The sequence below is a fragment of the Streptomyces sp. AF1A genome, assembly GCF_047340315.1.
Taxonomy (GTDB): Bacteria; Actinomycetota; Actinomycetes; order Streptomycetales; family Streptomycetaceae; genus Streptomyces.
This window is the reverse complement of the sequence record NZ_JBLEBI010000001.1, coordinates 35170-47462: the sequence shown is the minus strand read 5'-3', so window position 1 is coordinate 47462 and position 12293 is coordinate 35170. Positions and strand designations below refer to the sequence as shown.

12 protein-coding genes and 1 pseudogene are annotated in these 12293 nt (G+C 74.1%); 10 read left to right on the top strand and 3 right to left on the bottom strand.

Translation table 11 applies throughout. From position 1 onward, the window contains the following. Positions 1–30: 30 nt before the first annotated feature. The 3 genes from ACLU3S_RS00220 (at position 31) to ACLU3S_RS00210 (ending at position 2828) form a co-directional block, all read left to right on the top strand. Complete coding sequence (locus tag ACLU3S_RS00220; RefSeq protein WP_413949587.1) at positions 31–771, top strand: hypothetical protein; 741 nt, start codon at positions 31–33, stop codon at positions 769–771. Positions 772–810: 39 nt separating this feature from the next. Then, entirely contained in the window at positions 811–1524 is a 714-nt protein-coding gene (locus tag ACLU3S_RS00215; protein ID WP_413949586.1) for a YcnI family protein, read from the top strand. A gap of 209 nt (positions 1525–1733) precedes the next feature. Beyond that, entirely contained in the window at positions 1734–2828 is a 1095-nt protein-coding gene (locus ACLU3S_RS00210; RefSeq protein ID WP_413949585.1) for a protein kinase family protein, read from the top strand. Between the two features lie 19 nt (positions 2829–2847). Here ACLU3S_RS00210 and ACLU3S_RS00205 read toward each other — a convergent pair whose 3' ends face one another. Further along, positions 2848–3726: a CDP-alcohol phosphatidyltransferase family protein gene (locus ACLU3S_RS00205; protein WP_413949584.1), complete on the bottom strand. Its 879-nt coding sequence runs from the start codon at positions 3724–3726 to the stop codon at positions 2848–2850. Positions 3727–3833: 107 nt separating this feature from the next. Between ACLU3S_RS00205 and ACLU3S_RS00200 the strand changes: the two genes are divergently transcribed. The 5 genes and pseudogenes from ACLU3S_RS00200 to ACLU3S_RS00180 all read left to right on the top strand — a co-directional run. Then, the gene (locus ACLU3S_RS00200) at positions 3834–4817 is read left to right on the top strand and encodes a zinc-dependent alcohol dehydrogenase (protein WP_413949583.1); all 984 of its coding nucleotides are present in this window, start codon (positions 3834–3836) and stop codon (positions 4815–4817) included. 117 nt (positions 4818–4934) lie between these two features. Further along, positions 4935–5333: a 6-pyruvoyl trahydropterin synthase family protein gene (locus ACLU3S_RS00195; protein WP_413949582.1), complete on the top strand. Its 399-nt coding sequence runs from the start codon at positions 4935–4937 to the stop codon at positions 5331–5333. Further along, complete coding sequence (locus ACLU3S_RS00190; protein ID WP_413949581.1) at positions 5330–6520, top strand: glycosyltransferase family 4 protein; 1191 nt, start codon at positions 5330–5332, stop codon at positions 6518–6520. Before ACLU3S_RS00195 ends, ACLU3S_RS00190 begins: the two co-directional genes overlap by 4 nt. 115 nt (positions 6521–6635) lie before the next feature. Next, positions 6636–7676, top strand: a complete 1041-nt coding sequence (locus tag ACLU3S_RS00185) for a class I SAM-dependent methyltransferase (RefSeq protein ID WP_413949580.1) — start codon at positions 6636–6638, stop codon at positions 7674–7676. Next, a pseudogene (locus ACLU3S_RS00180) lies at positions 7673–8674 on the top strand (lysylphosphatidylglycerol synthase transmembrane domain-containing protein); the annotation flags it as partial. The gene ACLU3S_RS00185 and the pseudogene ACLU3S_RS00180, both read left to right, overlap by 4 nt. Positions 8675–8787: 113 nt before the next feature. Here ACLU3S_RS00180 and ACLU3S_RS00175 read toward each other — a convergent pair. Further along, a complete protein-coding gene (locus ACLU3S_RS00175) occupies positions 8788–9552 on the bottom strand; it encodes a creatininase family protein (protein WP_413949744.1) in 765 nt (254 codons plus the stop codon). 39 nt (positions 9553–9591) lie between these two features. On the opposite strand from ACLU3S_RS00175, the gene ribA reads away from it, so the two are divergent. Next, positions 9592–10251, top strand: coding sequence for a GTP cyclohydrolase II (gene ribA, locus ACLU3S_RS00170; RefSeq protein WP_413949579.1), 660 nt, complete (start codon positions 9592–9594; stop codon positions 10249–10251). A 217-nt stretch (positions 10252–10468) separates the two neighbouring features. Here ribA and ACLU3S_RS00165 read toward each other — a convergent pair whose 3' ends face one another. After that, the gene (locus ACLU3S_RS00165) at positions 10469–11692 is read right to left on the bottom strand and encodes a serine hydrolase domain-containing protein (RefSeq protein WP_413949578.1); all 1224 of its coding nucleotides are present in this window, start codon (positions 11690–11692) and stop codon (positions 10469–10471) included. Positions 11693–11853: 161 nt separating this feature from the next. On the opposite strand from ACLU3S_RS00165, the gene ACLU3S_RS00160 reads away from it, so the two are divergent. Next, on the top strand, positions 11854–12291 hold the full coding sequence (locus ACLU3S_RS00160) for a PPOX class F420-dependent oxidoreductase (protein ID WP_413949577.1): 438 nt from the start codon (positions 11854–11856) through the stop codon (positions 12289–12291). Positions 12292–12293: the final 2 nt, after the last annotated feature.

Genomic DNA, 12293 nt, shown 5'->3' with positions numbered 1-12293 from the left:
TATCCCTTCTCCGTGAGAGGATCCTTCCCCATGAGCGCATCCCCCGCGGTGAGAGGACTGCGCGCCGCGGTGTTCGCCGCGGTGTGCGTGCTGCTCGCTGCCGCGGGGCACGGGATGGCCATGGGGGACATGCCGCCGCTGTGGGCCGACGGCGCCGGCTTTCTCGCCGTGTTCGCGCTCGGCTCGGCGCTCGGTGGGCGGGAGCGGTCGCTGCCCGGTATCGGCGCGGCCATGCTGCTCACCCAGGCGGGCCTGCACCTCGGCTTCGGCGCGGCTCATCAGAGCCACAGCGGGACTGGCCTGGCCGGGATGCCGGCCGTGTCCGGCCTCGCCGGGATGCCGGCCCTGCCGGGGCACGCCATGGTCGGAATGTCCGGGCACCTACTGTCCGGGCACGCCATGGCCGGCATGACCGGGTACCCCATGGCCGGCATGTCAGGGCACCCCATGGCTGCCATGGCCGGTATGCCCGGCATGCAGGGGGTCGCGGTGCACGGGCACACCGTTGCCCACGCCACCGTCGCCCATCTCCTCGCCGCCCTCGTCGCCGCCTGGTGGCTGCGGCGGGGTGAGGCCGCGCTCTGGTCGTTGCTGCGGCGGACCGCCGCGCTCGTGCCCGGGCTCGTCGCCTGGTGGCGGGACGCCCCGCTGCCCGCTCCCGCCGGACCGGTGCTGCCTGTTCAGGCCGGTCCCGAGCCGCCCCGCAAGGTGCCGCTGCGGCATGCGGTCACCCGGCGTGGGCCCCCTGTCCCGATCCCGTACTCGCTCTGACACCCCTCACACGTCACTCGTACGGAGATCGAAACAGCCATGTCCATCTCACGCATCACGCTGCGCCGCGCCGGGACCGTCACCGCCGTCGCCGCCGCCTCGGTCCTGCTCGCCGCCGGTGCCGCCTCCGCGCACGTCACCGTCCACCCGGAGAGCTACGCCAAGGGCGCCACCGACGGCGTGCTGACCTTCCGCGTCCCCAACGAGGAGGACAGCGCCTCCACCACCAAGGTCCAGGTCTTCCTGCCCACCGACCACCCCGTCCTCGGCATCATGGTCCACCCGCAGGACGGCTGGACCGCCAAGGTCACCACCACCAAGCTCAAGACGCCGGTCAAGACCGACGACGGCACCATCAGCGAGGCCGCGTCCCAGATCACCTTCACCGGCGGGAAGATCGGCGCCGGGCAGTACGAGGACTTCGACGTCGCCTTCGGCCAGCTGCCCGAGGACGCCGACCAGTTGGTCTTCAAGACCCTGCAGACGTACTCCGACGGCAAGGTCGTCCGCTGGATCGAGGCGCCGACCAGTGGCGACGACGAGCCGGAGAACCCGGCGCCGGTGCTGAAGCTCACCGCCGACGACGCCTCCGCGGCCGCCGCCCCGGCCAAGACCGGCACCGCCACCGCCAAGGCGGCCGACGTGAGCGACTCCACGGCCCGTGGGCTCGGCATCGCCGGCCTGGTCGTGGGTGTCCTCGGCCTCGCGGCCGGCGCCTTCGCGCTCGTACGGAGCCGGTCGGCTCGGTCGTAGGGTTCCTCGTCCGGCAAGGACGCGCCTGCGCGCAGTCGTGGTCATGGGTCCGGTCCGGCGGCATGCCTGCCGGTCCGGGCCCTTCGCCATGCCGGGCGCGCCCTGCCGCAGCGCCCCGCCGTCCGGCGTAGTGGAAAAGTGATGGCGTCCGCGTGGCGCACGGTCAGGATGGGCGCGTGTCGCAGAGCCGAGTGATCGAAGGTGCGCCGATGGGTCCGTCCGAGTCGGGGCATGCCGCCCGCGTGTCCGCCTGCGCCGCCGTAGGAGCGCGACTGGCCCAGCTCAGCGACCGACGGCTGCGGGACGCGGTCGCCGCCGCGCCGGAGCTCGGGTCCGGCGTGGGTGGCAGGTCGGCCGCGATGGAGGTCCAGGGGACACCGGTGTTCGTCAAACGCGTGCCGCTCACGGATCTCGAGTTGGCCGCGGACCATGTCAGGTCGACCGCCAACCTGTTCCGGCTGCCCCTCTTCTACCAGTACGGCGTCGGCTCGTCCGGCTTCGGAGCCTGGCGGGAGCTGGCCGCACACGAGTTGACCACCGGCTGGGCGCTGAGGAACGAGTACGCGGGGTTTCCGCTGCTGTATCACTGGCGGGTCCTGCCGGACAGTCCGCCCGTCGGCTTCGCCGATGCGCTCGGCGGCGTCGAGGGGGCCGTCGCGCACTGGGACGGGTCATCAGCCGTGCGCCGGCGGCTGGAGGCCATAGGGAAGGCCTCGTACAGCCTGGTTCTCTTCCTGGAGCATGTGCCGCGCACGCTCTCCGCGTGGCTCCGCGACGCCCGGGACGCGGGTGGTGCCCAGCAGGCCGGGCGAGGGGACGGCTCGGCGGCGTACCGGTGGGTGGAGGATGCGCTGGTGCGCGGCACGGAGTTCATGAGTGGCCGCGGGCTGGTGCACTTCGACGCGCACTTCGACAACCTGCTCACCGACGGCCGCCAGGTGTACTTCGCGGACTTCGGGCTCGCGCTCAGCCGCGACTTCGAACTCTCCGCGCGGGAGCGGGAGTTCCTCGCTGACCATCTGGTGTACGACCGGTCGTACGCCCCCACCCACCTGCTGCGGCACCATCTCCCGGAGGAGGTGCGGGGCGGGGCGGGGCCCGGGGACTTTCTGCGCGCCTGGGTCGCGGGGCGCCGGCCCGGCAGTGTGCCGTCCGGTCTCGCCGGGGTCATCGACCGGCACGCGCCGCACGCCGTCGTCCTCGACGACTTCCACCACCGGCTGCTCACGCGGAGCAAGCGCACCCCCTTTCCCGCGGCCGAGGTACGGCGGGCGCTGCTCACCGTGGCCGGGTCCGGGCGCTGAGACCCTACCCGGCACGGGGTCACCCCGCCGCCAGCTCCACCACCCGGGGCTCCACCGCGGCCTGTCCCGCCGTGGCCCCGGCTGCCGCGGACCGTCCCGCCGCAGCCACACCCGCAGCCTGTCCAGCCGCAGCCGCAGCGGTAGCCGCCGTCACAGCTGCCTGCCCTGCCGGGCCTTCCTCCGCCGTCGTGTGCGCGGTGCGCCACAGCCACAGCACGTCCCGGCCGAAGGACCACATCAGCGAGCCCAGCGCCAGCAGGACGATCGCGAGGTTCGCCCCGTGCGGCAGCAGCTCCGCGCCCGCGACCAGCAGGCAGACGCCCTGCATCGCGGCGACGGTCTTGCGGGCGAAGGACGCGGGGAGCGGGGCGTTCAGCCAGGGGGCGACGCGGGCGGCGGCGACGAAGGCGTAGCGCATGCCGCCGATCAGGAGGACCCAGGGGCCGAGCTGCGTGGCGACGTACACGCTCAGCACCAGGATGAGGAACGCGTCGACCTCCATGTCGAAGCGCGCGCCGAGCGCGGACGAGGTGCCCGTGCGGCGGGCGACCTTGCCGTCCACGCCGTCCAGGAGGAGGGCGACGGCGGTCAGGCCGACCAGCAGCGTCACCGGCGGCGCGCTCTCGAAGGAGTCGGCGACCAGGGCGGTCACCCCGCCGACCAGGGTGGCCCGGCCGAGCGTGACGCGGTTCGCGGGGCCGAAGGAGCTGAGCCGGGAGCGGTGCAGGGCTCGGGAGAGGACCGCCCAGCTGGCGAACGCGAAGGCGAGCCCGGTCAGCCACCCGGCCGGTCCCATGCCGATCGCCGTGCCGAGCAGCGCGAGCAGCAGGATCTGGATGCCCGCTCCCACAGCGGTCTCCTGCTGGATCCTCGCGTCGTACGTGTTGTTCAGGGCCACCGCACACCCTCCGGCCGAGTGACAGAGTCGATCAACGCCGCGTACTGTGCGCGGCCTGTGCACTTCTCGGTACGTGAACAACTTCCCGATCGTTCAGGAGGATGCCGATGAACCGTTCGGCCCGCGCGTTCTGGCTCCGCTCACCCGGCCACGGCGAGCTGCGTGACGTCACCCTCGAGGGGCCCGGTGAGGGGCAGGTCCTGGTCCGCGCCCTGTACTCCGGGGTGAGCCGGGGCACGGAGACCCTGGTCTTCCGCGGCGGGGTGCCGGAGAGCCAGCACGCGGTGATGCGGGCGCCGTTCCAGGAGGGCGACTTCCCGGGCCCGGTGAAGTACGGCTATCTGAGCGTCGGCGTCGTGGAGGAGGGACCGGACGCGCTGCGGGGCCGTACGGTCTTCTGTCTGTATCCGCACCAGAGCCGTTACGTCGTTCCGGTGAGCGCCGTCACCGTGGTGCCCGAGCGGGTGCCCGCCGAGCGGGCCGTTCTCGCCGGGACCGTGGAGACCGCCGTGAACGCCGTGTGGGACGCGACGCCGCTGATCGGCGACCGGATCGCGGTGGTCGGCGGCGGCATGGTCGGCTGTTCGGTGGCCGCGCTGCTCGCCCGCTTCCCCGGCGTGCGGCTGCAACTCGTCGACGCCGACCCGGCCCGTGCGAAGACCGCCGAGGCGCTCGGGGTCGACTTCGCCGCGCCCGCCGACGCGCTCGGCGACTGCGACCTGGTCGTGCACGCCAGCGCCACCGAGGCCGGCCTCACCCGCGCCCTCCAACTCCTGGCCCCGGAGGGCACCGTGGTGGAACTGAGCTGGTACGGCGACCGGCGCGTCACCCTCCCGCTCGGCGAGGCGTTCCACTCGCGCCGGCTCACCGTGCGCAGCAGCCAGGTCGGCACCGTGTCCCCGGCCGCCCGCCCCGGGCGCGGCTACGCCGAACGGATGGCTCTCGCCCTCGACCTGCTCGCCGACCCGGCGCTGGACGCGCTCATCACCGGTGAGAGCGCTTTTGACGAACTCCCGGACGTCATGCCCCGGCTCGCCTCCGGGGAGATCCCCGCGCTGTGCCATCGCATCCGGTACAGCGACCCGGCCTGACCTGAGAAAAGGGTGAGAGGACGCTGAACGCGGGGAAGCGAGGAGCCGTACTACACGGCATCCCCCGGCAGGCAAGGGCAAGGGGGGCCAGACGCGCCGCACCTGGAGGGTCGTCCGTTGTTCAGCATCACCGTCCGCGATCACATCATGATCGCCCACAGCTTCCACGGCGAGGTGTTCGGGCCCGCTCAGCGACTGCACGGCGCCACGTTCCTCGTGGACGCGACATTCCGCCGCGCACAGCTGGACGAGGACAACATCGTGGTCGACATCGGTCTCGCGACGGAGGAACTGGGCGCCGTCGTCGCGGAACTGAACTACCGCAACCTCGACGAGGAGCCCGAGTTCGCCGGCGTCAACACCTCCACCGAGTTCCTGGCGAAGGTCATCGCCGACCGGCTCGCCGAACGCGTTCACAAGGGCGCCCTGGGCGAGGGCGCCAAGGGGCTCTCCGGCATCACGGTCACGCTCCACGAGTCGCACATCGCCTGGGCGAGTTACGAGCGTGGCCTGTGACCGAAGTGACCCTGCACAAGGCCGAGAAGGCGCGGCTGACCTACGTGCCCGCGCAGTCCGCACCCGCCGAGAACGCCGGAATCATCCCCATGTCCCTGCGCACCGTGCACTTCGTCATGCCGGGCGGCGTCGACGACCCGGCCGCCCCGAGCGGCGGCAACGCCTACGACCGCCGGGTCTGCCTCGACCTGCCCGGCTTCGGCTGGCAGGTCACCCGGCACGCCGCCGGCGGCACCTGGCCCCGCCCGGGCGGGCAGGACCGTGCGGCCCTCGCCCGCACGCTGCGCGAACTGCCCGACGACAGCGCCGTGCTGCTCGACGGGCTGGTCGCCTGCGGAGTCCCGGAGATCGTCGTCCCCGAGGCCGAACGGCTGCGGACCGCCGTCCTGGTGCACCTGCCGCTCGGCGACGAGACCGGCCTCGACCCGGCCGTCGCCGCCGACCTCGACACCCGCGAGCGCGCGGTGCTGCGGGCGGCGGGCACGGTGATCGCCACCAGCGACTGGGCGGTGCGCCGGCTCGTCTCCCACCACGGACTCGCCCCCGACCGGGTGCACGTGGCCGCCCCCGGCGCCGACATCGCGCCCCTCGCGCCCGGCACCGACGGCGTCTCCCACCTGCTGTGCGTGGCCGCCGTCACCCCGCGCAAGGGCCAGCACCGGCTCGTGGAGGCGCTCGCGGCGGTCCGGGACCTGCCGTGGACCTGCGCGCTGGTCGGCGGCCTCGGGCACGACCCCGAGTACGTCGCCCACCTGCGGGACCTGATCGCCCGGTACGGCCTCACCGACCGGCTGCGGCTGACCGGTCCGCGCTCCGGCGCCGACCTTGATGCCGAATACGCCGCCGCCGACCTGATGGTCCTCACCTCCTACGCCGAGACGTACGGCATGGCGGTCACCGAGGCCCTCGCCCGGGGCATCCCGGTCCTCGCGACCGACGTCGGCGGCCTGCCCGAGGCGGTCGGCCGCGCCCCCGACGGCGGAGTGCCCGGCATCCTGGTCCCGCCGGAGGACCCGGCCGCGCTCGCCGCCGAACTGCGCGGCTGGTTCGGCGAGCCCGACGTGCGCCGCCGCCTGAAGGCCGCGGCCCGTGGCCGCCGCGCGGCGCTCGACGGCTGGGCGGCCACCGCCCGAAGCCTGGCCGGAGTCCTGCAGCGACTCCCCGAGGCACCGAGGAGGGCGGCATGAGGGGCTCGGAGACCGTGAGGAGCGGACCGGTTCCGGCGGAGGCCGGGGCGAGCGTGGTGGAGCGTGTGGCCGACGGGGCGCGGGCGGTGGCTTGCGTGGCACCGAGGAGGGCGGCATGAGGGGCTCGGAGACCGTGAGGAGCGGACCGGTTCCGGCGGAGGCCGGGGCGAGCGGGGTGGAACGCGTGGCCGAGGAGGCGCGGGCAGCGGACGGACCGCGGGGCGAGGCGGCCGGTGCCGACGGCGCCTGCGTGCCGGTCATCGCCGGTGCCGGGCCCGTGACCAGGCCCGGTGAGCGGGCCACCGTACGGCTGCGGGACGGTGGCCCCGAGGAGCCGCCGCGGTACGCGCCCGAGTGGCTGCAGCTGCGGGAGGGCGCCGACGCGGCGGCCCGGGCGCAGGGGCTGCTCGACGTGTTGCGCGCGCGGCTGGCCGAGCTGCCCGGCGGGCTCGTCGTGCACGACCTGGGCTGCGGCACCGGGTCGATGGGCCGCTGGCTGGCGCCCCGGCTGGACGGCGCCCAGCACTGGGTGCTGCACGACCGGGACCCCTATCTGCTGCACTTCGCCGCCGTGGCCTCGCCGCGCTCCGCCGCCGACGGCAGCCACGTCACCGTCGAGACCCGCCGCGGCGACGTGGCCCGGCTGACCCCGGACGCGCTGGCCGGGGCCTCACTGGTGACCGCGTCCGCGCTGCTCGACGTCCTCACCCACGAGGAGGTCGCCACCCTCGCCGACGCCTGCACCGGGGCCGACTGCCCCGCGCTGCTCACCCTGTCCGTCGCCGGGCGCGTCGAACTCACCCCCGCCGACCCGCTGGACACCGAGATCGCCGAGGCGTTCAACGCCCACCAGCGGCGCGACGGGCTGCTCGGCCCCGACGCGGTCACCGAGGCCTGCGAGGCGTTCGCCGCGCGCGGGGCGACCGTACGGCTGAACCCGAGCCCGTGGCGGCTAGGCCCCGAGGACTCCGCGCTGATCGAGCAGTGGCTGCGCGGCTGGGTGGGCGCGGCCGTCGAGCAGCGGCCCGAGCTGCGCGAGCGGGCCGAGTCCTATCTGCAGGCGCGGCTCGCCGCCTGCGCGGCCGGTGAGCTGCAGGCCGTCATCCACCACACGGACCTGCTGGCGCTGCCCCGGACGACGGACGGCGCGTCATGAGCGCGCGCACCGCGGGCATCGCGACGACGGCCGCCCGGCCCGCGGAAGGCGGCCCGCGCCCGGTCGTCACGCTCCTTCAACCGCCGTCGTACGCCCCTCCCGCGCCCCCGGAGACCCCCGTGCGCCGGCGCCTGAACACCCGCGCCCTGCGCACCCACTTCGGCACCGTCGCCGGCGCCCTCATCCTCGCCGTGCTCCTGTGGCGGCTGGGCACCGGAGTGCTCCTGGACGGGCTCCGGCGGATCGACACCGCGACCGTGCTGGCGGCGCTCGGCATCGGTGCGGTCACCACCGTGTTCAGCGCGTGGCGCTGGCAGTTGGTGGCCCGCGCGCTGCGCATCAGGCTGCCGTTCGGGGCCGCCGTCGGCGACTACTACCGCGCGCTGTTCCTCAACGCGGCCCTGCCCGGTGGAGTCCTCGGCGATGTGCACCGGGCCGTGCGGCACGGGCAGAGCGCCGGTGACCTCCGGCGCGGCGTGAAGGCGGTCGTCCTGGAGCGGGTCGCCGGGCAGATCGCGCTGGCGGTCAGCGGCGCGGCGCTGCTGCTGACCCTGCCGTCCCCGGTCCGCGCGCAGGTCCGCAGCTTCGCCCCGCCGGCGGCGCTCGCGGCCGCCGGCGCGTTCGCCGTCGTCCTCGCCCTCCGGCTGAACCGCCCGCCCGGCCGGCGCGGCGGCGCGCTGGGCCGGACCCTGCGCGAGGCACGCCAGGGCCTGCTGTCCCGGCAGGCCGGACCGGGGGTCGCGCTGTCCTCCGCCGTCGTGCTGGCCGGGCACCTGGCGATGTTCGTCGTGGCCGCCCGCGTCGCCGGCTGCGCCGCCCCCGTCTCGGTGCTCCTCCCACTCGCCGTCCTCGCCCTGGTCGCCATGGGCCTGCCCCTGAACGTCGGCGGCTTCGGCCCCCGCGAGGGCGTCACCGCCTGGGCGTTCGCCGCGGCCGGCCTCGGCGCGAGCACCGGAGTCGCCGTCGCCGTCGTGTACGGCGTGCTGAGCTTCGTGGCGAGCCTGCCGGGCGCCGCCGTCCTGGTCGCGCGCTGGTACGCGAACCTGCGCGCGGGGGACCGCGAGGCAGCCCCCGTTCGGGCGCGTGAGGCCGGCGACGCCCCCCGGGCGGACTACCCGCGCCCCCCGGAGGAGGTCAGCAACTCGAAATACGGCTTGAAGGAATCGGCCAGGCTCTCCAGCAGTACCCTCCCCTTTTCCGCCGAGCCCAGGGAAGGGCGGCCGATGACGCCCGACTCGGTGTAGGCGGACATTCCCACGGTGAGCAGCTGACGGCGGTCGTCGGCGGTGAAATCGGCGGACTCGTATCCAGGGCGGACGAATTCGGGATGAGCGTGCAGCAGAATCGAGGTCTCGATTTCACCCGCGTGCATGTCGGTGAGCAGCGAGGTGGTGACGCCGGCCCGCTCCCGCGCCGCCTCCCAGTCCTCGGCGGCCGGGAAGAGTGCCGCCTTTTCCCCACGCGCCGAGGCCTCCTGGACTACGTTGCCCAGCACGTAGTTGCCGCCGTGGCCGTTGACGACGACGAGCGCGTCGACCCCGGAACGGCGCAGCGACGCCGCGATGTCCGAGACCACCGCGTGAAGGGTGACGGCGGAGATGCTGACGGTCCCCGGCCAGGCCGCGTGCTCGTGCGAGCAGGAGACCGTCACCGGAGGAAGGAGGTGCACCGGGTACGCCGCGGCGATCTCCCGCGCCACGGCACACGCGACCAGCGTGTCGGTCGCCAGCGGAAGGAACGGACCGTGCTGTTCGAAGCTGCCCACGGGAAGGACGGCCACTTGTGTTGAAACGTCCGCCCCCCGCGTCCGTACGTCTTCCGTAGTGTCCGTCGGCACCACCCCGAAGCCGGCAGTGCGCGCGCCCGAACCACTCATCTTTTCCACGGCCTTTCGTCTCTGCTTAGGAATCAGATCATGACAGAAAACATCGGCGTCCTCGGCAAGAAGTCCCCGCGGCGTTCGGGCGCGGAACGCGTCGTGAATACGCCGCTGCCCACCGTGTACGGGAAATTCCAGGCGATCGGCTACCTGGACCACGACCGCGGCGACGAGCAAGTCGCCCTGGTGTACGGCGAGATCGGCTCCGAGAGCGTCCTCGTCCGGCTGCACTCGGAGTGCCTGACCGGGGACGCGTTCGGCTCCCGGCACTGCGAGTGCGGCGACCAGCTGGAGGCGGCGATGCGTGCGGTCGTCGCCGAAGGCAGCGGCGTCGTCGTCTACTTGAGGGGCCACGAGGGCCGCGGCATCGGGCTGCTCGCCAAGCTGCGCGCGATGGCCCTGCAGGCGGAGGGGCTGGACACCGTGGAGGCGAACCTCGCGCTCGGCCTGCCCGTGGACGCCCGCGACTACGGCGTGGCCGCCGAGATCCTGCAGGACCTCGGGGTGCGCTCGGTGCGGCTGATGTCGAACAACCCGCGCAAGCGGGAGGCGCTCGTCCGGCACGGCATCGAGGTCGCCGAGCAGGTGCCGCTGCTGATCGAGCCGTGCGAGAGCAACATCACCTATCTGCGGACCAAGCGGGAGCGGATGGACCACCACCTGCCGCATCTGGACGCCGTCGCCCACGGTTCGTGAGGCGCGCACCTGGTTCGCGGGGCCACCGCGCGGACAGGTCGCCAGGACGGCCGTGGTCCGCGCGGTGAAGGCGGCGGGTGCACCCGAGGGCCCGGGTGGCCGTCGTCCGGCGGCGGTGAGGGGCACGAGCCCCGCCCACCACCCGGCGCGCCGGAGTGCGCGACGTCGCCCCCGTCGAACGGGACGAGCGCTGGTGATCCCCGTGGCGGGGAGCCCGTCAGTCCGGCAGTGCCTCGTGCACCAGTCGCCGCAGCTCGGGGAAGACCTTCAGCGTCTTCGGGCGTACCTGGGACAGGAACTGGACGGTCAGGTCGTGGGCGGGGTCGATCCAGAACGCGGTCGTGGCGGCGCCGGTCCAGCCGTGGGTGCCGAGGCTGGACGGGGCGAAGGTGTGCGCGGGGTCGACGACCACGGAGACGTTGAAGCCGAAGCCGAGGCCGCCATTGCCGGGCTCCTGGTGGACGGGGGCGCCGACCTCGCGGATGGTGGCGCCGCCCGGCAGCTGGTTGCGGGTCATCAGGGCGACGGTGTCCGCGGACAGCAGGCGGGCGCCGTCCAACTCGCCGCCCCGGCGCAGCATTTCCATGAACCGGTGGAAGTCGTGGGCCGAGGAGACCAGGCCGCCGCTGCCGGACAGGAACCGGGGCCGGCCGTGCACCGGCAGCCCCGCCACCGGCTCGATCCCACCCTCGTCGGTCTCCCGGTACAGCTCGGTGAGCCGGCCGGCCTGGTGGGGCTCGATGTGGAAGCCGGTGTCGGTCATCCCGAGCGGGCGCAGGATCCGCTCGGCGAAGAAGGCGTCCAGCGGCTGCCCGGACACCACCTCGACGACGCGCCCGAGGACGTTGGAGGCGACCGAGTAGTTCCACTGGGTGCCCGGGTCGAACTGCAGCGGCATCCGCGCGTACACCTCGACCGTCTCGGCCAGGTCGGCGCCCGGCGGCACCGAGTACTCCAGGCCCGACGCGCGGTAGAGCGCGTCGACCGGGTGCCGGTGGTAGAAGCCGAAGGTCAGGCCCGCGGTGTGGGTGAGCAGATGCCGGATCAGGATCGGGCCGGCGGCCGGCCGGGTGCGCAGGCCGGCGCCGGAGCCGCCCTCGTACACCCGGGGCTCGGCGAACGCCGGCAGGTGCCGGTGGAGCGGGTCGTCCAGAGAGAGCCGGCCCTCCTCCACCAGCTGCAGCACCGCGACCGCGGTGACGGGCTTGGTCATCGAGTAGATCCGCCACAGCGTGTCCGCCTCGACCGGCAGCCCGGCCGCGAGGTCGCGCCGGCCGTAGACGGTCAGGTGGGCGACGCGGCCGCCGCGGGCCACGGCCACCAGGTAGCCGGGCAGCCGCCCCTCGTCGACGTAGCGGGCGAAGTGCCCGTCCAGGCGGTCCAGCGCCTTCGCGTCCAGCCCCGCCTCGTCCGGGTCGGCTTCCTGTCGCAGCTGTGCCATCGCTCTCCTCCGGTTCCGTCGTACGCGGTGTGCCCCGCCCGCGGCGACGGGACACCCGCGCCGCTCATCGCGCGGGATCGGCCCGGCCCGGCCCGGTGGCCGGTGTCCACCGGGCCGGGCCGCCGGGAATGCGAGTGCGGCTCCGGTCAGTTGATTCCTTCATGACTCAGGACTCCACGCAGGACGCGCTGCTCCAGCTGTTCGCCGAGGGCCACGGCGGCGTGCTGGTCACCCTCAAGCGCGACGGCCGCCCCCAGCTGTCCAACGTCGCCCACGCCTACGACCCCGACGAGCGGATCATCCGGATCTCGGTCACCGACGACCGCGCCAAGACCCGGAACCTGCGCCGGGACCCGCGCGCCTCCTACCACGTCACCACCGCCGACCGCTGGGCGTACGCCGTCGCCGAGGGCACGGCCGAGCTGTCCCCGGTCGCCCGGGACCCGCACGACGAGACGGTCGAGGAGCTGATCCGGCTCTACCGCGCCGTCCTCGGCGAGCACCCGGACTGGGACGACTTCCGGGCCGCGATGGTGCGCGACAAGCGCCTGGTGGTGCGGCTGCGCGTCGAGCGGGTGTACGGCAACCCGAAGCGCTGACC